Source organism: Buttiauxella sp. BIGb0552, from assembly GCF_004366275.1.
GTDB classification, from domain to species: domain Bacteria; phylum Pseudomonadota; class Gammaproteobacteria; order Enterobacterales; family Enterobacteriaceae; genus Buttiauxella; species Buttiauxella gaviniae.
The window spans coordinates 40,317-61,212 of sequence record NZ_SODY01000009.1; the positions used below are offsets into that span (position 1 = coordinate 40,317).

Annotated in this window: 21 protein-coding genes; 18 read left to right on the forward strand and 3 right to left on the reverse strand. The window is 48.0% G+C overall.

The genetic code is table 11. The features are described 5' to 3' along the window. The first annotated feature begins 5 nt into the window (after positions 1-5). The 6 genes from EDF88_RS22060 (at position 6) to EDF88_RS22085 (ending at position 7,394) form a co-directional block, all read left to right on the forward strand. Entirely contained in the window at positions 6-662 is a 657-nt protein-coding gene (locus EDF88_RS22060) for an arylsulfatase (RefSeq protein WP_134187310.1), read from the forward strand. A gap of 41 nt (positions 663-703) precedes the next feature. Continuing rightward, positions 704-1,576 carry an amidohydrolase family protein gene (locus EDF88_RS22065; protein WP_134187312.1) on the forward strand — a complete coding sequence of 291 codons (873 nt, stop codon included), beginning with the start codon at positions 704-706 and terminating at the stop codon, positions 1,574-1,576. Between the two features lie 26 nt (positions 1,577-1,602). Further along, positions 1,603-2,988 (forward strand): MFS transporter, encoded by a 1,386-nt coding sequence (locus EDF88_RS22070; protein ID WP_134187314.1) that lies wholly within the window; start codon positions 1,603-1,605, stop codon positions 2,986-2,988. Then, positions 2,948-3,658, forward strand: coding sequence for a transporter substrate-binding domain-containing protein (locus tag EDF88_RS22075; protein ID WP_134187316.1), 711 nt, complete (start codon positions 2,948-2,950; stop codon positions 3,656-3,658). Before EDF88_RS22070 ends, EDF88_RS22075 begins: the two co-directional genes overlap by 41 nt. 124 nt (positions 3,659-3,782) lie before the next feature. Further along, positions 3,783-6,431: an aconitate hydratase AcnA gene (gene acnA / locus EDF88_RS22080; protein WP_134187318.1), complete on the forward strand. Its 2,649-nt coding sequence runs from the start codon at positions 3,783-3,785 to the stop codon at positions 6,429-6,431. Positions 6,432-6,440: 9 nt separating this feature from the next. Further along, positions 6,441-7,394, forward strand: coding sequence for a LysR substrate-binding domain-containing protein (locus EDF88_RS22085; protein ID WP_235173013.1), 954 nt, complete (start codon positions 6,441-6,443; stop codon positions 7,392-7,394). Position 7,395: 1 nt separating this feature from the next. Here EDF88_RS22085 and EDF88_RS22090 read toward each other — a convergent pair whose 3' ends face one another. Then, a complete protein-coding gene (locus tag EDF88_RS22090) occupies positions 7,396-8,499 on the reverse strand; it encodes a lactonase family protein (protein ID WP_134187320.1) in 1,104 nt (367 codons plus the stop codon). Between the two features lie 191 nt (positions 8,500-8,690). On the opposite strand from EDF88_RS22090, the gene phbB reads away from it, so the two are divergent. After that, positions 8,691-9,557, forward strand: coding sequence for an acetoacetyl-CoA reductase (gene phbB / locus EDF88_RS22095; RefSeq protein WP_243839655.1), 867 nt, complete (start codon positions 8,691-8,693; stop codon positions 9,555-9,557). A gap of 81 nt (positions 9,558-9,638) precedes the next feature. Further along, entirely contained in the window at positions 9,639-10,976 is a 1,338-nt protein-coding gene (locus EDF88_RS22100) for a CitMHS family transporter (protein WP_134187322.1), read from the forward strand. A gap of 42 nt (positions 10,977-11,018) precedes the next feature. On the opposite strand, the gene EDF88_RS22105 is transcribed toward EDF88_RS22100, so the two are convergent. Then, positions 11,019-11,906: a GntR family transcriptional regulator gene (locus EDF88_RS22105; protein WP_134187325.1), complete on the reverse strand. Its 888-nt coding sequence runs from the start codon at positions 11,904-11,906 to the stop codon at positions 11,019-11,021. Between the two features lie 580 nt (positions 11,907-12,486). Then, positions 12,487-13,035 (reverse strand): GNAT family N-acetyltransferase, encoded by a 549-nt coding sequence (locus EDF88_RS22110; protein WP_134187327.1) that lies wholly within the window; start codon positions 13,033-13,035, stop codon positions 12,487-12,489. Positions 13,036-13,356: 321 nt separating this feature from the next. Between EDF88_RS22110 and EDF88_RS22120 the strand changes: the two genes are divergently transcribed. The 10 genes from EDF88_RS22120 to EDF88_RS22165 all read left to right on the forward strand — a co-directional run bounded on the left by EDF88_RS22120 (position 13,357) and on the right by EDF88_RS22165 (position 20,724). Further along, positions 13,357-14,127, forward strand: coding sequence for a hypothetical protein (locus EDF88_RS22120; RefSeq protein WP_134187331.1), 771 nt, complete (start codon positions 13,357-13,359; stop codon positions 14,125-14,127). Positions 14,128-14,449: 322 nt separating this feature from the next. Then, positions 14,450-14,608 carry a type I toxin-antitoxin system Hok family toxin gene (locus EDF88_RS22125; protein ID WP_115632182.1) on the forward strand — a complete coding sequence of 53 codons (159 nt, stop codon included), beginning with the start codon at positions 14,450-14,452 and terminating at the stop codon, positions 14,606-14,608. Between the two features lie 617 nt (positions 14,609-15,225). Then, positions 15,226-17,661, forward strand: a complete 2,436-nt coding sequence (locus EDF88_RS22130; RefSeq protein WP_134187333.1) for a phosphoadenosine phosphosulfate reductase family protein — start codon at positions 15,226-15,228, stop codon at positions 17,659-17,661. A gap of 97 nt (positions 17,662-17,758) precedes the next feature. Beyond that, on the forward strand, positions 17,759-17,965 hold the full coding sequence (locus tag EDF88_RS22135) for a hypothetical protein (protein ID WP_115632089.1): 207 nt from the start codon (positions 17,759-17,761) through the stop codon (positions 17,963-17,965). A 71-nt stretch (positions 17,966-18,036) separates the two neighbouring features. Then, positions 18,037-18,225 (forward strand): hypothetical protein, encoded by a 189-nt coding sequence (locus tag EDF88_RS22140; RefSeq protein WP_115632090.1) that lies wholly within the window; start codon positions 18,037-18,039, stop codon positions 18,223-18,225. Positions 18,226-18,348: 123 nt separating this feature from the next. Continuing rightward, positions 18,349-18,555, forward strand: a complete 207-nt coding sequence (locus EDF88_RS22145; RefSeq protein ID WP_115632091.1) for a hypothetical protein — start codon at positions 18,349-18,351, stop codon at positions 18,553-18,555. Positions 18,556-18,665: 110 nt separating this feature from the next. Further along, a complete protein-coding gene (locus EDF88_RS22150) occupies positions 18,666-18,911 on the forward strand; it encodes a hypothetical protein (protein WP_134187336.1) in 246 nt (81 codons plus the stop codon). Positions 18,912-19,147: 236 nt separating this feature from the next. Beyond that, positions 19,148-19,501, forward strand: coding sequence for a hypothetical protein (locus EDF88_RS22155; protein WP_134187338.1), 354 nt, complete (start codon positions 19,148-19,150; stop codon positions 19,499-19,501). A gap of 119 nt (positions 19,502-19,620) precedes the next feature. Continuing rightward, positions 19,621-20,160, forward strand: a complete 540-nt coding sequence (locus EDF88_RS22160) for a hypothetical protein (RefSeq protein WP_134187340.1) — start codon at positions 19,621-19,623, stop codon at positions 20,158-20,160. 54 nt (positions 20,161-20,214) lie between these two features. Then, on the forward strand, positions 20,215-20,724 hold the full coding sequence (locus EDF88_RS22165; protein ID WP_134187342.1) for a hypothetical protein: 510 nt from the start codon (positions 20,215-20,217) through the stop codon (positions 20,722-20,724). The last annotated feature ends 172 nt before the right edge of the window (positions 20,725-20,896 follow it).

The following is a 20,896-nucleotide window of genomic DNA, read 5'->3' on the forward strand; positions in this document are numbered from 1 at the left end:
CGAAGATGAATCAACGTATCGTTTTAATCCATGCAACGCCATTGGCCGTTGAGCCCATCAATCAGGCTTTTGCAGCCCAGTGGCCAGAAGCTGAGATCAGTAATTTATTGGATGATTCGCTGAGTACAGATCGTCGTAAGGTTACTTTGCTAAATGATCGGCTTTATAAGCGGATTGATTCACTGGTTAACTACGCCGAAAGCATTGATGCTGGTGCAGTTCTATTCACTTGTTCTGCGTTTGGCGAGGCCATTGATGCCAGTGCGGCGACACACGAATTGCCTGTTCTGAAGCCGAACGCCGCGATGTTTGAGGCTGCATTAGCTCAAGGTAAAAATATTGTTATGTTGGCAACCTTTGCTCCGGCTGTTGCGGGAATGGAAGCTGAATTCAATGAGTTGGTCCGCCAGGGTTATCGTGAAGCCACGCTCAAAAGTATCGTAGTTGAAGGCGCGCGTGATGCACTTGAGCAGGGTGATGCAAGCCGTCATAACGAGCTACTTGTTCAGGCTGCGCGTGAACATCAAGATGCTGACGCCATTTTGCTTGCACATTTCTCAATGGCGATCGCCTGGGATCAGGTTCAGGCCGCTGTAACGTGCCCGGTGCTTAGCAGTCCGCATGCTGCGGTCTCAAAACTGAAAATATTAATGACGAATTAATTTATTCAGTCGAATCTAATTTTTTAAAAAAAGGCATCATCGTGGAAATCCGAGATATATTGGCGGATGTGAAATATAGTCATATTTCTCACTCGCCTGAATTCGTACTGCCAAATAACAGCTGCGACTGCCACCATCATATTTATGACAGGCGTTTTCCCTATGTGGCGGACGACACGCGAAATTTACCCGACGCAACTGTTGATGATTACAACCAGTTTAAAAAGTGGTTGGGACATTCTCGTCATGTGTTAGTGCAACCCTCTTCTTATGGAACAGATAATCGTTGTCTAACGGATGCGTTGGCTGCTTTCGGACCCAATGCGCGCGGCGAGGCTGTGGTGAATGAGACCGTCAGTGACACTGAACTAGATGCATTGCAATTGGCGGGAGTTACGGGTGTTCGTTTCAATCTCGGCACGGGTAATGCAACCACACCCGACATGATTTTACCTATAGCGATTCGAGTCGCTGAGCGTGGCTGGCATGTGCAAGTTCATGCAACTGCAGATCAACTTTGGGATTTAAGGCCACTTCTGCTTCAGATACCGGGAAACCTGGTCATAGATCACTACTTCCGCTTGCCACCAGGCGCAACTTCGCATTCTTCCTGGAGACTTGCCTGGGAGCTGATTGAGAGAGGCAAATGCTGGGTAAAACTTTCTGCGCTTTACCATCAATCACAACGTGATGATGTTTCAGATATGGCTGCATTAGTGAGTTGCTTCCTGCGCGAAGCTACAGAGCGTGTTTTATGGGGAAGTGACTGGCCACATCCTAATTTAATTAGTGCCAATAAAAATATGCCAGATGATGCATTGATACTATCGAAAATATACCACTGGGCGCATAACGATCAGGTTCGCCACAAGTTATTTGTGGAAAACCCGGCTGAACTTTACCGATTTAATTAATCGTATGCCAGACAAGGCCGAATATTATGATTACTCTGAACTCCACTGCTAAAAAGAACAGACCAACGCATTATCGTTATATGATTTTGCTGATGGTATTCCTCAGTATTGCGTTAAACCACGGCGACAGAGCAACCTTTTCTATTGCCGGAACAGACATGGTGAAATCTGCTGGTCTGGATATTGTTGCGCTTGGTTATCTGATCTCTACATTCACTTGGGCATATGTTCTCGGGCAATATCCAGGCGGATGGTTACTAGACCGATACGGCTCCAAAAAAGTGCTGGTTACAGGCGTTTTCACCTGGTCATTTTTCGTTTTCCTCGTCGGTTTTAGTACCGCTTTCGACAATGTTTGGGTCACGCGTATCTTAATGTTTGGCTTCATCTTTATGATGGGGTTGATTGAAGCGCCTACGTTACCTGCTAACTCACGTTTCCTGGCAGCATGGTTCCCGGCAAAAGAGCGCGGTAAAGCGTCTGGGTTTACCACAGCTGCGCAATATTTTGCCCTCGTGGTCTTCCTGCCTCTGATGGGCTGGTTCTCATATTCATACGGCTGGGAATCTGTGTTCTGGTTCATGGGGGTTGTTGGTATTCTGGTTTCGCTGTTGATGACCCGCGTGCTTACCGATACGCCTAAAGTTCACCCACTGGTGAATCACGCCGAACTGGAATATATCCAGTCTGGTGGCGGTTTGACGAACATGAAGGCCAGTAAAAAAGGCGATAATGTTGGTAAAGGCTATACCCGCAAATTACTGACAAGCCGACTTGCTCTGGGCGTGTATATGGGGCAGTTCTTTTTCACTGTTCTCTCTTATTTCTTCCTGACCTGGTTCCCTGTCTATCTGGTTCATGATCGTGGTATGACCATTCTCAAAGCAGGTTTTATTGCTTCATTACCAGCATTGTGCGGCTGTGCGGGAGCTCTGCTCGGTGGTGTGTTGTCTGATTATATGTTGGCGCGTGGCTTCAGCTTGTCAGCTGCACGTAAAACACCCATTGTTATCGGTATGCTGTTGGCTGTCAGCATGGTGATTTGTAACTATGTTGACTCGGCGTGGATTGTGGTGGCGATTATGTCGCTGGCTTTCTTCGGCAAAGGTTTCGGCGCTATGGGCTGGTGCGTAGTCTCAGATTTTTCGCCAAAGGAGGCAGTGGGCTTGAGCGGCGGGTTATTCAATATGATTGGTAATATCTCCGGGATATTCACACCCATCATTATCGCCTACATCATTAAAGATACTGGCTCGTTTAATGGCGCTTTGATTTTTGTCGGCGTCTGCGCTTTCCTCAATCTGTGCTGCTATCTGTTTGTGGCAGGAAAAATTCAGCGCCTGAATTTTGAAACGCCTAAGCAGGATCATGATGATGACTTCTCTGGAGAACCCAATGCCAGTCACCGATGAAGAAACCACACTACGTTTCGCTATTAATTTAGGTAATGCTGTATTGGCCAAAACGTTGCCCGACGGGCAGCCTGGGGGTATAACTGTAGAAATTGCCAATAAAATTGCTGCGCAGCAGGGAAAAGTTGCGCAGTTCGTCACTTATCCTACGGCGGGTAAGGTGGTTGAGGATGCTAACAGCGATCGCTGGGATGTGGCCTTTTTGGCAATCGACCCAAAGCGCGAAGAAGTGCTGCGATTCACTCGGCCCTACATCACTATTGAAGGCACTGTTTTAGTCAAGGAAGACAGTCACTGGCAAAGCGTCAGTGAGATGGACCAGGCAAACGTGGTGATTAATGTCGGTAAAGGTGCGGCTTACGACCTGTTCCTGACGCGAGAATTAAAGCAGGCAGCATTGAACCGGCTGCCTTCATCGCAAGCGGCCATTGATGCGTTTCTCAATGGAGAAGGCGATATGGCTGCGGGTATTAGACAGCCACTGGAGCATGCAGCCAAGGAAAATAGCGGCTATCGCGTGCTATCCGATAATTTTGGGCAAATTTTTCAGGCGATCTGTTTGCCGCATAAAAATGAAAAACTGTTCAGCGAAATCAGCACTTATTTGTCTAAGTGGCAGGAAAACGGTGCGATTGACGAGATTATCAATCGAAACCTGGCTGAAGCTTAAAGAGAGATTAGCGTTCTTCTATGGAGAACGCTGTATTGGTTAAAGTTCAATTTTCATTCAAATCTGAGCATGAGACGTTATCCGGCAACGAACATAATTAGATTGCTGTAACGGAAGGTTTTTTATGACATCGCTCTCAACTCCGCAACGCTCACCGCTGGTCATTAACGACCGCCTTTATAACGTCATCGATCTGACTCACATAGTGCCGTTGGCCCAATTACAAACGTTGCCCTATAGCATTCGTATTTTGCTGGAAAACGTAGCTCGATGTTCTCCGCACAGGCTGCCAGAATTTCTTAACTTTCTGTCGGCAACGTCCACACCGGGTGAAGTTGAATTTTATCCTGACCGACTCATGTTTCATGACACCACATGCTTACCGGCGCTGGCTGATTTTGCCGCCATGCGCGATCTCACTGCCGAATTAGGGGGGGATCCGCGAGCGATAAATCCGCATATTCCCGCCGTGCTGACGATAGATCACTCCGTGATAGTGGAGAGCTATGCCAGCGCCAATGCACTGGAAGACAACCTCACCTATGATTTCCGCCGTAATGCAGAGCGTTACCGTTTTATTCGCTGGGCAGAGAAAAGTCTCGATAATTTTCGGGTGATCCCGCCGGGTACTGGCATCATTCATTTGATGAATCTTGAGGCTATAGCGGAAGTTGTTACGATTGATGAGCGTGAAGCCATCCCTTTGTTGCATGCCGATTGCATGATTGCGACCGACAGCCATACCCCGATGATCAATGCCCTGGGTGTTTTGGGCTGGGGTGTCGGTGGGCTGGAAGGACAGGCGGCTTTGGTGGGTGAACCCGTAACGCTACGCTTCCCGGATGTGGTGGGTATTTCTGTGTCAGGCCAGCTGCCGCCGGATGTTAGCGACAGCGACCTGGCACTGCACATTACGCGCCTGTTGCGTGAAAACGGCGTGGTGGGCAAATTTGTTGAGTTCACCGGGCCATCGCTGCACACCATGCCACTGGAATCGCGCGCAACCATTGCGAATATGGCGCCTGAGTATGGCGCTACAGTAGTGTTCTTCCCGTTTGATGAGCGAAGTGCAGAGTACGTCAACATGACGGGGCGCAGTGAAGAGCAGCAGGCGATTATTCGTGGTTACATGCAGCATCAGCATCTGTGGCGCTCATCCGGCGATATCCAGCCAACTTTTACCCAACTGATTGAGCTGGATTTGGGCACTATTCTACCCAGCGTTGCCGGGCCCTATAACCCGCATCAACAAATACCACTTAGCGAGACGCCGAACAGTTTTCTGCAAACGCTGACACCCGCACAACGTGATGTGCAATGGCACCATGACGATTACCCGCAATCCGTCCAACAGGGTGCGGTGGCCATTGCAGCCATCACCAGCTGTACCACCACGGCCAATCCGTGGCTGGTGATTCAGGCCGCCTTATTTGCGCGCAATGCCGCACATCTGGGGTTAAAGCCCAAGCCCTGGGTCAAGACCTCATTTTCACCCGGATCTAGGGCGGTTACCGATTACCTTGGAGAATCCGGCCTGCTTGGCGAGCTGGAAAAAGTGGGATTTGATGTGGCAGGTTATGGATGCATGACCTGCATTGGCAGCTCAGGGGCGTTGCAACCCGCTATGGAAATGCTGGTGAATGATGGCCTTCAGGCAGTGTGTGTGCTTTCCGGCAACCGCAACTTTCCACGTCGCGTAAATCCCAGCCTCGGGCATGGTTACCTCACTTCACCGGCACTGGTGATTGCATGGGCCATCGCCGGAAATATGCAGCACGATATGTTGAGCGATCCGCTGGGTTACGATGCAGATGACCGGCCCATTTTGATGCGCGATTTAATGCCGGGTCGCGAAGAAGTTGAGCAATGGGTGAAAGCAGCGATGAAGCGTGAACATTACATTCAGCGCCGAGACATCATCTGGCAGGGAACACCACACTGGCAGCAGATTGAAGCGCCGGGTAGCGTGCATTATCCATGGGAATTCACCTCAACATATTTACGGCGTCCGGGCTATCTCGAACGTTTACCACGCAGTCCGGCGGAACCGCTTTCGCTGACGAATGCCCGACCCTTTCTCTGGTTTGGCGATGACGTCACCACTGATCACATTTCACCAGCGGGCGCGATTTCGGACGACAGTCTGGCCGGTCAATGGTTACTGGAGCATCACGAAGATCCACAGGATCTCAACCTTTATTCCACCCGGCGCAGTAACCATGAAGTCATGGTTCGCGGGGCCTTTACCAATAAAGCGCTATCCAATCGTTTGTTACCGGCAGACCAGCGAGGCGGCGGAGGTTTTGCCTGGGATGCGAGTCATCAACACATCCTCCCGGCTTTTGAAGCCGCCCAAACCTGGCTGGCTACAGGTACGCCGCTGGTTGTGTTAGCGGGTGAGCGCTATGGCGCGGGATCGAGCCGTGACTGGGCAGCAAAAGCGCAGGCGTTGATGGGGGTAAAAGCGGTGATTGCCAACAGTTTTGAACGCATACATCGCACTAATCTTATTGGGATGGGCATTTTACCCCTGCATTTCATCGCAGGCGAGGCAGAAAAACTGCCGGAGATGGAAGGCATCGAAGTGCTGGACATCATTGGACTGGAGGCGATCGAACCGGGTAGAACGCCGCTGCTGCTGAACGTCAGCCGTGACGGCAGGCAGATTGCTGCGATCGGCCTTGAGGCAGTGATAGACTCCCAGCAAGAACTGCGCTATCTGCGCTATGGTGGAATTCTGCCTTTCGTCATCCAGCAAACCCTCACAGATTAAAGGATGCCTATGCGTTATGATCTGATCTCACTCTCGTTGTTTGTCGCGGTGGCGGAGGAGCAGAATCTCACCCGCGCAGCGCGACGCAAGCATTTGGCTGTTTCGGCTGTGAGCAAGCGCATTGCTGAGCTTGAGCAGCAAATCGGCACACCCTTAATGTTGCGCTTGCCGCGCGGCATTGAACTCACGCCAGCCGGTCACTCATTGTTGTTCCATGCACGCCAGGTGTTTCGCAATCTTGACCAGATGGAAGAGGAGCTGAGTGATTACGTGGCTGGCGTACGCGGTCACATCCGTATCTTCACTATCTCAGCAGCACTGATGCATTACCTGCCGCGCGCCATAAGCCAGTTTCTGACGCACTACCCACATACCGATATTGATATTGAAGAGCACACAGGGATTAGCGTGGTTCAGGGACTGTTACAGGGCGATGCAGATGTGGGTTTCTTTTCCAGCTGGACGCCCGCTTCAGGTATCGAAGTCTGGCCATGGCAGCATGACCAACTATCGGTTCTGGTGTGGCAGGGACATCCGTTAGCTGAACGCAGCTCTCTGCAGTTGGCCGATTGTATAGATGAAAAAATAATCGGCCCTCATAGGGAGAGCGCCGTGAGCCACATACTGGATCGTGAGGCCAGAAAGCTTGGCAAAGCTCTCAACATCGGCCTGAGAGTGAGTAGTTTTGTCTCGATGGCTGAACTGGTTGCGCAGCGGCTGGGCATCGCCATCTTACCCGTTAATGAAATCGCGCAAACGCGTAGCAATGACACGGTAAAGTGTATTCCGCTCATCGAGCCATGGGCTAAACGTGAGCTCTACGTGGGTGTGAAGAGTTATGCATTAGCTTCCCCTTCAGTTAAAGCATTTATAGAAAATGTTACGCCGTCAAAACGGCCAAACGTTGAAGAAGAGGAGCAAACATTTGAGACCAGCTTCAATGAAGCTGGTCTCAAACACTGAATTAGCTGGAGAACACAATACAGGTTGGGCTGGCAGTAACTATTTCTTTGTTGGTATCTTTGAGCATGCCGGTTTCTTCATTAATGCTGAAAATACGGATGGTATCCGAGTCCTCATTGGCACTGTAAAAACGCTTTCCATCAGCAGAGATGGTGGTAAAGCGTGGGGTGTTTCCACCGCAATAAACCCAACCTTGAGGTGTCAGGCTACCCTCAAGTTGATCGATTCTGAATACTGCAATGCTGTTATGACCACGGTTTGCGGCATATAAAAATCGCCCAGATGGATGCACTTCAATTTCGCTGGCGTCATTCCGTTCTTCAAACCCTTCTGGCAAGCTGCTATGCGTTTCCTTCAGAGTAAGATTGCCGGTTTCCCGATCGAAGTCGAAAACGGTGATGGTATTGCCAAGTTCGCTCAAGCTGTAAAGCCAGTTGCCAGTTGGGTGAAAGTCGACATGTCGCGGCCAGGTTCCCGCAGGCAAAAGCACTTCGTCATTCAACAGTGATTGCTCACCTCGCCATTGGTAAATCCGCACCATATCGATGCCATTCCCCGCCTTACGTCCCTGAATTGGCAGTGCATAGAAGTCGCTGTTGGGAGCAAAAATAATTTCATGAGGGCGTGACATGCTGGGCGCTTCATCTGAGTGCGCGTGTCCTTCAACCAGTGCCAAATGACTAGGAGCAAGTAGCGTGTCGTCATCCGCAAACGGCAGTGCCGCAACGTTTCCACCTTCATGGTTAGCAATTAAAAGATGATGACCATCAGGTGTAAGTGCTGCATGAACCGGATTATTGCGTCGTAGTGGATCAAGATCTGGATGTGCATTTTGCGGCCCAGTGGTTTGCTCCGATAATAATGTCAGGGTGCCCGCCAAGGGATTGCGTGCAAAAATCGCAATCTGATTGCCATCACCATGCAGCACATACAAGCGATTACGTTTTTCATCTAACGTTAGCCAGGACGGGTTTTCCTGAACAGATATGACACGCTGGATGTGATGCCAGTTGCCTGATTCATCTATACGGTAAACCTCGATTCCTTTTCCGCGCGCACCGCGCCATTCGGATGTACGGCAGCCAACATAGGCGAACTTATCCATTTATAACTCCAGCAGTGCAATATGCATTTATTTAACCATAAGTGCAGAAGCTAGCTTGTGATGGATGTCACGAATTCATTTTGAGCCTTGCCAAAACCCAACAGATACGCCTGTTTTAAGCTTGCGTGTCTTAAAAACTCTGCCAGAACGGATTGCACATAATAATTGTCATTGCATTTGAAGTTAATTAAATGCAGAAATTTAACGATCATGGTCACAATTTCAACGGTCCGATATTGCTAAAAAAAAGCGCAAGTCGCTTACTGTTAACAAGTCGTAAAAACTGTTACATAAATGCATCTGGGAGAAGGGTTATGACCCAACGTATTGCGTATGTCACATCCGGGATGGGAAGCCTCGGAACCGCTATTTGTCGCCGCCTGGCGAAGGATGGTTTTAAAGTAATTGCAGGATGCGGCCCCAATTCTCAACGTAAAGCAGCTTGGCTAGACGATAATAAAAAGCTTGGCTTTGATTTTATTGCTTCAGAAGGAAACGTTGCCGACTGGGAATCAACAGTAAAAGCCTTTGAAAAAATAAAAAGCGAAATTGGTGAGATCGACGTATTAGTTAATAATGCAGGCACAGCACGCAACGTGTTATTTAGAGATATGCAACCGCAGGAATGGCAAGCGGTTATTAATACTAACATGAACTCATTATTCAACGTCACTAAGCAAGTCGTTGAGGGCATGATGTCGCGAGGTTGGGGGCGCATTATCAATATTTCTTCCGTAAATGCGCAAATCGGTCAAACCGGCCAGGTTAACTACTCCACAGCTAAATCTGCAGTCCGTGGTTTTACGCGTGCGCTGGCACGTGAAGTCTCTGCACGCGGCGTGACAGTGAACACCGTATCACCGGGTTATCTGGCTACATCTAAACTGAAGACGGTCACACCTGTTCAGGTTATTGATAAAATCGTCCAGGAAATTCCAGTCCGTCGTTTAGGTTCTCCACAGGAAATCGCGTCCATTTGTTCATGGCTGGCATCTGATGAATCAGGGTTCGCTACAGGCGCTGATTTCTCTGTTAATGGCGGCCTGCATATGGGCTAATCAATTAACAGTAAGTCCGGGTAAAAATCTTCGTAAATTAATTATCACGCATATTAGAAATAATATGCGTTGGAGGCTCTTATGCTCTCGCTTCTGGGATATGGCATGATAGTGGTCTTTATGATCCTCATCATGACAAAAAAACTTTCTGCACTCGTTGCTCTGATTATTATTCCAATAATATTTGCTCTACTTGCAGGCTTCGGTGGAGAGATGGGCGAAATGATGATTGAGGGACTTAAAAAAGTCGCTCCAACGGCCATCATGGTTATTTTTGCCATTCTCTACTTCAGTACCATGTTTGATACCGGATTATTTGATCCCATTATTCGCTTCTTCCTGCGAATTATTAATGGTGATCCGGTTAAAGCAGTTATGTGTAGCGCGGTTCTGGCGGCGATGGTGTCACTTGATGGAGACGGTTCAACCACCTATATGATCTGTGTGACGGCCATGCTGCCGCTTTTCAAGCGCATCCGCCTCGACCCATTAGCATTGACCTGCGTGGTGTTTCTTTCAGGTAGTATCACCAACCTTCTGCCGTGGGGTGGCCCATTAGCCCGCGTTGCAGCTTCACTCAAGGTTGAGTCAAGCGATCTGTTTATTCCACTGATCCCAACAATGGTATGTGGCTTTGTCGGCGTACTGGTTCTTTCATGGTATATCGGCATTCGTGAACGCCGTCGTTTAGGCAAGTTGAGTATCAATACCAACGGATATGGCTCAGTAACGGAAGATGATGCAGAAAGCTATCTGCCAGCAATTAATGAAGTAAATGAAGAGTTGCGCCGTCCTAAGTTGTTTTGGCTCAACGCCGGTTTGACCTTACTTCTGATGGGCTCACTGGTTATGGAATTGTTGCCACTGTCAGTATTATTCATGGTGGCGTTTGCACTCGCACTGCTGATTAACTATCCCCACATTGATGCACAGCGTCAGCGTATTGCAGCGCATGCACCGGCCGCACTTAACCAAACGTCTATCTTCCTGGCGGCAGGGATCTTTGCTGGAATTCTTTCGGGAACCGGCATGGTCACAGCAATGTCAGCTTCTCTGCTGGACGTGTTGCCTGATTCCTGGGGGCCATATCTGGCACCGATTACTGCACTGATTAGTCTTCCGGGCACGTTCTTTATGTCTAATGATGCCTTCTACTATGGTGTACTGCCGGTGCTGGCCGAGGCTGCGAAAGTATACGGTATCGACCCGGTAGAAATTGGCCGTGCATCGTTAGTTGGTCAGCCAATTCACTTACTGAGCCCTTTAGTGGCATCCACTTATCTCTTGGTTGGTCTGGCCGGAGTGGAATTTAGTGACCATCAAAAATACACCTTTAAGTGGGCATTCCTGCTCTGCATGATCTTCCTGGCATCGGGTATTTTGTTGGGGCTTTATCCGCTGTATTCACCCGCAGGGTAATATCGTTAGAGCAATAAAAAATGGCCCGAAAGGGCCATTTTTTTATACACCGATGCTGCGTTGTTTCTTGTTCTCCAGCGCCACCGCAAGATGCTGTTTCATCATGTAGGACGCCTCGATAAGCTGTCCAGATTCAATCAATGACAGCAGGTGCATGTGATCTTTAACTTCAGCGTAGTAACGGCTGCGGTCATCCATGATGCGATAATCCATCAGACGTCGCATACGGTTAACGTTGCGCAGTGAAATCTCAAAAAATGGATTATTTGAGAAGCTAATTACGGTTTCATGAAAGCGATAACCGGCAAGCTGCAGTTGGGTTGGAGACAAGCGCTCGATACCACTTACCAGAAGCATATCCAGTTCACGTTTTATTTCATCAATCTTGCTCTGAGGCGCTTTAAACGTTGATTCAAGAATGGCCATCGGTTCAATGACCATACGGAAGCTGAAGATATGCTCGAGGGCAGCCTTCGTCTTGGCGACCGGTAAAAAACGCCAGCCATATCCCTGTTTGCGCTCAACCCATCCTTCACTGATACCGCGCGCCAAAATGGTAGTGAGCTGTGTTTTAGAAAGGTTGTAACGCTTTAACAAATAAAGTTCGTTAACTTCTGATTCAATCTTATCCTGCAACCAATCTTCAGCTAGCTGATAATACTCAGGTAAATCGCTGTCGGCTTCACTTTCATTAGTGCTCTTGAGGGGCGGGGCATAATCCTGTTTAACGAAAAATCCCCGGTTACGCTGCTGCTCAAGTATGCCTTTATGTTCAAGATAGACTAAAGCCTCACGCACCGGCGAGCGTGATACGTCAAAGGACTCTGCCAGCTTTGGCACGCTGATATGCCCACCTGCTACCAATCCGCCGCTATCGATCATCGAGATGATTTTCTGAGATAGCCTTTCTGTAAGAGCACTTATTTTCATGCTGATAGCCCTAAGATGTTCGATCAGAAGTACAAAATTCAATATGAATATTGCATTTGAATGTCATTAAAATGCAATTTAAAAATGCAATTTATCATTGTGTAACACTCTAGTAGATTGATAAATGGTGTATTTTATTAGAGCTTCATGGAACTGGACATCATCATCTTTGAAAATTCTACAAGCAAATTCTGAATACCCGAGTGAATCCATATGACTTAAGCTGACGTACGTCTTGCCTATATCCTCCTATTGGGATTTATATAATTGCCCACATGCTTGAATTAACTGGCTAGCGTGCGGGACAAGCACACGGCAAGGTTAAGGCTTAAGGAGGGAGTGACAGTTCACGCTAAGTATTATCAATATCAACTTCTGGCTGTGTTTGAGCACCTTCGACTTAATGACTGTTCCGTTACGTATCTAACACGGTGTTTATTCAAGTGGGATAAAGGTCAAGATCTGATGGTATTCCTCAATAAACCTAAGCTTTAGCTTTAGCAACGTCCGCTTTTGGCACAGAGCAGCCAAAGGCAAATTTCAAGGGCTGCTTTGAGCGAGGAGCGGACATTGTATCCTGTTAGCTTGAGTGATGAGCATTCCACTCATCACGAGTAATCTCCCACAATTCTGAGTCCAGAAGACCGCTGACAAACTGTTTCTTTTCCGTTTTGATTAGTCGCATGCCGCTACTGGCTGAAATGTGCTGAGAACGTATATTTTCGGCCGCTTTTGGGGCTCGCAAAACAGGCTTGTTCAAAGTGTTAAACCAGTAATTTGTCACCGCGATACTTGCTTCCTTCATTAATCCCTGCCCCTGATACTCAGGTACTAACCAGAAACCACGATTATTATCTTCCGCTTCGTCCAGGCAGATAACGCCTATCAAATTGTCAGGGTTATCCCGGTGCCGTATGGTCCAAACCCAGGCATGGCCTTTTGCCATAGCGGGCAGCGCGACGTTATTCACGTAATGCGCTGCACCATTGTCAGGAAAGGGCCAGGGAACAGATGACACCATATAACGCACAATTTCCCAGCGCGGATAGAGCTTCTGAATCTGGAGTGCATCTTTGGAAACTAATGGTTTTAATAGCAAACGATCTGTTTTTAGCGTGGGTATCAGCATGCGCTCTTTTCCTTACTGATTAAAAGGTCCATTACTATTTTCTGTTAGTCCAATACTTAATGTAATTCATTTTGACGTGCTCCCTAATTTTTAATGCAACGCGATGTTAGTAATGTCCGCTATTGGCACAGAACGGCTGTTCAGCCACATTCGCTCTTGTGCCCAGGTTCCTCGGGGGAACAATGATAATTTTGCTGGATATACTCAGGTAACTTGCGAACGGTGGTCAAGTAAAATGCGAACGGGTAGTCAAGTCAGATGCAATTACGCAATAATCATACTGAAGCATCGTTTTTAATCCCGTGCAGTAAAGAGCAGGCTATGTTAGGAATTGAAGCAATTAATTTTGTTTCCAGTGCGACCGAAGAAGAAAAACATATTCTTTTGAATAAGCCAGAAGCTGAAAGAACGTTGCTGGAAAAACTGGTAATGGCACTGGTTGAATATTGTATGGAGCAAACCTGCTCATACCCTGGCAACGAAAATAATTCATGGGTTGAACAGGAGTTATATCTTCAGTTAGGCACTGAAATTGATTGCGATGGGCTGAATATTTTCTCAGAAGTGGACATTGACCTGAATCATGCGGTTATCTTCACAGAAACCTTCCTCAAGCTGATGGATCTGCCTCATCTGGTGGAAATCAGTGCTGCTCATACCTGCTCTAGCGCAAGAATTAACGAATTCGCGGGTACACTGATCATGGTTTCAAAAGACCGAATCCGTTATCTCAATTGGGAGGAGTTTGCCCGACTTGAACGTGAGGCACATGAAGCTCAGGTTCAGTACAGTCTGTGTGAAGTGATGCATTACAGCGGGGAAAGCTCCAGTAAACAACAGTTCCTGATGACCTCCAAAGCGACTGAATCAGCCTCGGGGAAGGTTATGGACATTCTCATGACCTTTTCTGAGGATGGTGTGGATTATGACGGTCTTATCGTGACCAGCACAGAAGAGAATGACAGTTGTTGTCTCCATGCAGTCCATGCGCTTACGCCTTCAGAGTATGCAGTTTTGGCAAAATACATCCCTAAGGCAGAGGATGTGTATGCCGCAGCTCTCGCTCAGATCAAGGGCGATGATAAAGCTTAACTGCCCGGATTCCGGCGTTACAGCCGGATTGCCGGTGCAGTCAAACGGCAGTCTCATCCTGAATTTTTGATGAAGCAATGCTTACCGCAACAGTCGTTAATCGGTTGTTTCGTACAGATTAGTTGTCAGGAAAATCGCAGGGTGGGGTATAATGAACTCGGCGCTGGAGGCTTTTGCCCCAGCCAGTTGTTTCACTGATTGTCTGTGGCAGAAAGCAGAAAGCCCCGAAAAGCTAATTTTAATTAACTTAACGAGGCCACCTGTGAAAACTAGACACTTACACAGTAGCTTCATACCCGCAGAAATGCAAGGGAGCATGAACATGAAACAGCCACGACAAACTGTTATCTGGTGCCTATTGATAGTGTGTCTCACACTACTGATATTCACCGGTTTAACCCGCAGTAAGCTCTGCGAACTGCGTTTTAAAGACGGTAACAGAGAAGTGGCTGCAACATTGGCATACGAACCCGGTAAGTAGCTGAGCGGCGGGGATTCGTCCCCGCCAATCTGAAGCTGAATATGTCAGTTGCCAACAGCGCCTTTTTGAATGGGTTTCTCTGCTTGCAGAGGAACCCATTTACCCTTAGTTGATAAGGCTTCCTCGGTCACTCCAGCTTAACTTGAGTATAATATATGAGCCAGGATTTCGAACGCCTGGAACCAGACGCCCTTGAATTGCTAAAAGAATCAATTACTGTTGAAGAAGCTGATGCAGCAATCGACAGATGTGTCTGAGTCCTGAATTTAGCAAACGGGAAAGTCACTTTTGATACGCCCTGAGTGCTCGGTGCTTCTGTTCCGTTGCACCCTGATAAAGAAAATTGCGCCTTATCCCTGTATTCAGACATTGTGAACTGTTTCCCCGTAAATATTAAATATTACACCTGCGCCATATAATTATCATGATGCTTGAGTTGTGAAACTTTCGTATTACTTCGCCGTTTCTCTCGCTAATAATTATGATAATTGTTCGCTAACTTTAATAATGTTCGCAAGTTATATTTAATTGATAAATTAATTGCCTTCTGGGTTATTAACCTTTTAAATATGTGTGTCATCATCTTTATATCTCCAGTCTGAATCAGGAATGATTTTATGTTTACCGATAACTCGGCAGTTGATATTTACGACCCTGTAATGCAACAGGCTAATTCCAGCTATTCCCGGAATATTATTTCTGGTGATAAATGGGATTCCGTCTGGCATGCACTCGCGAATGATACTGACCTGAATTATACCGATAAACACGAACCCGTGAGTTTGGCGACTCTGATCACCGAGGCCACGTCTGGTATTTATAAAGCGATTACGGATGGCTGGACGATGAGCGTTGGTTTTAGCTCTGGTAAGGACAGCACCGTGGTTCTCCATCTCTTCCTGATGGCGCTGGTCAGAGCGGTGCGCAATGGTACTAACGTCAGCCAGCACCACTTTATCCAGATGAGCAATACGCAGGTCGAGAACCCGGAAATCCATTACCTGGCGACTAACGTACTGGGACACCTACAGAGCTTCATTGATAAGCACAATCTGCCGGTGACTATTCTGGTCGCAACCCCCTCAATGACGCAGGGCTGGGTAGGCCGAATTCTGACCGGAAGAGGTTTGCCAACCTGGAGCAATTCCGGCTCCAGGCAGTGTACTTTCGATTTAAAAATCACACCCTTACGTAAAGCGAAAGCGCGATACATTAAAGGTCTTCCTGATGTTTGCCGCAAGAAAGTTTGCCTGATGCTTGGCTCCCGTGACGATGAAAGCTCATCCCGCGCCGCCAGCATCGCCAGAATGGGTGGGGATGCGACATCCGTTACTCACACTGCTGAAGGAGGCGAACTTTATCCCATCAAATCCTGGACTACGCAGCAGGTCTGGTCATTCCTGACGGAAAGTGGGTCAGCAAAAAACTTTCTGCTTCCGAGCTTCCAGGAGAACAATTTTGCCATTGCCACGCTTTATAAAGATGCAACGGGCGAGTGTGTCTGGAGTGCTAAACCATCATCAAAATCGAACGGATGTGGCTCCCGGTTTGGCTGCTTCAGCTGCCAGGCGGTCAGTGAAGACCGCTCCATGACGGCACTGATTGCCAACGATCCCGACCGCTATGGCTATCAGGAAGGTTTAAATCGGCTGCAACGGTATCTGACTAAAATTCGCTTTGACTGGAGCAAGCGTAACTACATTGGGCGCACGTTGTTTACCGGAGGGTACATCCGACTCCAGCCAGACGTATTTTCATCTGCGGTGACAGAGCGTCTTTTTCACGTCTGCTGCTCACTTGATTTCGCTGAAGCGAAACGGGCTGAGGCCGTGCGCGAAAAGTTACTTTCCGGGGCGATTGAAAACACACCACACAACCGAAGAATGTCAAAACCCCAGTTCCGTATTGTTGAGGAAACTAACGTCATCCACGTTGATTTCCTGTGGTCTATCCATTGCTTCAACCCTGAGCCGTTCCGCGCAGTCGCCATCTACAGAAAGGTCTGGGAAGAGGGCATTCTTGATTTGCTTGATGATGAGCCTGAAATGGAGGCTGTTCCGCGCACCCCGTTGCCCAAAGCTGACTGGTTGCGAATCCCACGGTCGATTGCAACACGCAGCCATGACGGACTCAGTGATCCGCTGGCAGTGATGGCCTATTTCGATGGTGAGCACGATGCTCGGGCAGCTAGGGCGATTAACACCCCCTCTGGAAAGATGATGGTAGCTTCGTTTGCTGAAGAGGATGAGGTCATGGTCGATGAAGATGCGGCTTCGTTCATTATCTGGAATGAATATGATCAACTCCGCCAGCGTGTTGAGTCAGGTGAGTTTACCCCATGCAGCGCAGCGCAGTATTACCTGCGTTACGGCGTGGTAAGTCTGGCTAAAGGTAAAGGGAGCCTGTTCCATCGACTGGCACAGCGTGGGCAGCTCTATCAGCGAATGGGGCTGTCGGACACGATCCCCCTGCAAACGATGCTGGCAGACCCTCGTCATAAAATCATGACCGATCACGATTATCGTTTACTGGCTGGACGCAAGATTCGCGGAGCGGTTAAGAAGCTACGTTTCTGGACATGTTTTGCGCTTCTTGTTGACCTTCACATCGAGCACCAGACAGCAGTCGGAGAATGGATTATCCGCGCACTGCAACAGGAGGAGAATGTTCGGCAGGATTCTGCGGTTATCTCCGACAAGAACCATATGCTTGACGGTATCTTTTCAGTCTGCAACCTCCGACTTCAGTGGGTCGAAGACCATAACGGGCTGTCCCCGGCAACCCGGCAGTATTTTCGGTACATCCGACAGAAAACACTCGCCTATATCAGGGACTGTATCGCCGCAGGTAAAAAGGATGCTCTTTATGGTGTGATGTGGGAACTGCGGTTACTGGCTGGCAATAAGCGTCAGGCAACCAGCTCTGTTACGGGTTTTCAATGGCTGGATAACGAACTTCCGAAGCCGCAAGGTATTGCCAGCCGGATGCTGAAATCTTACCTCCGCGTGATCATCAAATGTCATGAAGAGGCGGACTGCGATAACTCAAAATAACCACCAGCCAACCCCTCCGTATTTCGTATCTAACCGAAAGTTGAGGGGAGGAGCCCTGTGATTTAATAAAGGCCGATAAACACAACCGGAGTAGCAAATGAAAAACAAATTACCCACGTTAGTCCAGAGTTTAATTTTTACGGCAATTTTAATTGCTGGTCTGTACTTCTTCAGTGATTTCTTTGCAGATATGACAACCCCAGTCATCTTCGCATGGGTTGTTGGTTTCCTGGTCGTGACCGCAGCCTTTGGTCACCTCGTTGATAAACGTGCCCAGGCCCGGAAGTCTCCACCGGCTCACTGATAATCAACCCTGGCGGAACGGCTGATTCGTCAGGGCAACAAACGGGATGAAACAGATTGATTGGGAACGTAATGAACACAATAACCATTTTTAATACTCGCTTCTCCAACCGTGCAGAGGCTGAGGATGCAGGCGAACTTTATTCAGTCGATGTTGAGTCTAACGTATCAGTTAATGATGTCTGCACCATCAGCGATGCTGTAGTCAATGTGCTAAAGGCAAACAATGGCGTGAAATGCCAGTTTGTTAATCCGCAATAAACTATCGCTGGGTCAAACAGCCGACTCTGGCTGTGATGCTCCCGTATAACGCAAACGGGAAAGGAATTAACGCTAATTAACGCAACACCGGAATATCCCGGCTATCTAACTAAGGACTAAAGAATGTGTAGAGAACGTGATGAAGAAATGAAAGCTCTGGGTCTGTACGATGCTCAACGTTTCAAAGATATTGAAAGTGCCAAAGCTGCGGGTGAGTACCACGAGATCCGTGTTGAAGCTGACATGACCGCCAATGATATTCAGCTTCTGGTTGATACTACCGCTAAAGTTCTGGGTCATACCTTTGGCGTGACTGTCGTTGGGATGTGACCGCTCAGGCTCTTCCGCTACAGCTTCAGTGGTGTAGCGGAAGAAAATTTGCATGAATGCACCAGGGGGCAGAGATTAAAGCACTCCCTATCTTTAAGGAAATTCAGACCATGACGGCAGTTATAATTTCTGAATTAGAAAATGGCTCATTCAAAGCAGAGGATGGCACGTATCTCTATTCCTACATGCCTGGCGAGTCCGTGGTCTGGCGCTGGCGAGGCAGTTACAGCAAGACTGATGGTAGTCTTCACCACAAAGAAAGGGGTTGGGATTCATTATCAGAAGACGAATACCGTCAGATTGTCTCCCAATGGGATGCATTAACCGTAGACCCGCGAATCGAACTACGAGGGTGACAACGCAGGGATCACGAACCCGTCAATAAAGGCAGAGTTTAATATCTCTGCCTTATTTTTTAACGAAGAAAAGTAACTTTTTATATTGCCGCCGAAATCTAATTTCTGCCCCGTACGAAGGTTTGGTAATGACTGAGCCACAAATTCAAATATCCAAAGAAATATCCTCTGACCCTATTAGCATTTTTGCGAGATGAGTTAGCATCTTTTTATCAAACCCAGAGATGGAATAACTCATGTCTACTATTGCTGATCTTCAACAATACTCACAATTGCCTGACCCTATTAAGGTGATTGCGCGGAAAAGTTGCCTGAGTACGGAAGAAGCGTATTTCGGGCTGGCCTGTCAGTCACTTAAGCAAAAGTCCTCATCCAATATTCATCAGGTTGTAAATGACCCCTTTCACATTACCAAACTGGTATCCCGGCTTGCCTGGCTGAAGCGTCTGATCACTGACGTCCCGTATTTTGAGAAATGCATTGAAGAAAACCTGTGCATGTTCTCACCCTCCGGTGATTTGTACCTGTTTACACAAAAATGCTTCGCCAGTGATTTATTCCATCAGCCTGTAGAAGGCGCTGTCCAGTAATGGAAAGAGATCGGGCAGGGAGTCGGTACGGGTCGCCCCTCAAAATCGTCTCCTAACGGAAAAGGCGCGGCTGGCCTGTGTTGTACCATTGAATTTCTAAACCTGATAACGGAGAAAGTATGAGCACTCCTGAGGCAATTCCAAATGATGTCATCCCATTCCACCTGACGGAAGAGCAGCAGTGCAAGGCCATCAGGGACCGAATCCATATGGTCGTGAATGGCTACCGTAATACCGTTCCACCAACACATATCACCAAAAAGAAATACCGTATCCGTTTTCTTCCTGTATCGCTGATCGCCGCTTGTCTTGCCGTGGGCTTCTCGGAGCGGGAAATTATTAACGTCCATCTGTACTTTCTTATCGCTGCACCTGTCCTGGGTTATTACGTTTTCAAACAGGTGCAATCCGGGGATGGATTCATTCATGTGACACCCGGTGAAAAATTCTGGCGGAACGACATCATTTCGGACGCTGATATCCTGCTCCTGAGTGAGAACGTGCATATTCGGGACTGGCTCAACAGGACGCTAAATGAAACCCATCGTTTGACGTACACCCTGCTCGCAGAGAAAGGGTATCGAATCGAATGGCTGGTCAGAGACGAGCGTATTATTTATGAAAAAAAACGTATCCGGCAGGTTATCAATAATGCATAACCCTGGCCGATCTTCATTATTGAGTGAAATTATGACACCTGTTAAGGGATGAATATGCAACACGAAAAACCGACAGATACTGAAGTTGAAACCACTCTTGCAATGATCACCAATACGGTCGACAGCTATCGCAGCAAAGTTCCTGCCACTCACTTCGAAAAGGGGTGGTATCAATGGGATCTGACTACCCAGATTATCTTTTATGTGCTTGTAATCGTATGCGTCTTTGGCAATGACATGGGTGATGCTGTCGTTGGCGGGGTCCTGGCTTCGCTCATCGTGTACGCCATTTACGGTCAGTTCCGGGGCGGCACCAAACTAAGGATTGTGACCTGGAGACCAGGCTATGCGTTTTGGGTGGGCGATAATATTTCTGATGCTGATCTGGTTTATTTAGGCCAGAACCGATTTATCAAAGAGTGGTTAATCAACCGCTTAAAAAACTCAACCGTACCGACATATACGCAACTTAATAACGCGACTGACTCCATCACCAATATCATCAGCGGGCACCGCAAGAGTGCTGAGCTCAAACGGATTCAACGTGTGATGAGTTCGAACTGACAGGCCCTGTTGCCGGAGAGAGGGGCAGCTTTGACGTATCTCTCTCCGGGCAGGCTTCAGCTTCATGGTGAGTGAAGCGGTCTCGTGTACCTGTGATCACTCCGGGAAAACTCATTCAGAATGCATTCGGGAAGAAAATATTCGGGCAGATTATCTGTGGTTATTAATATAA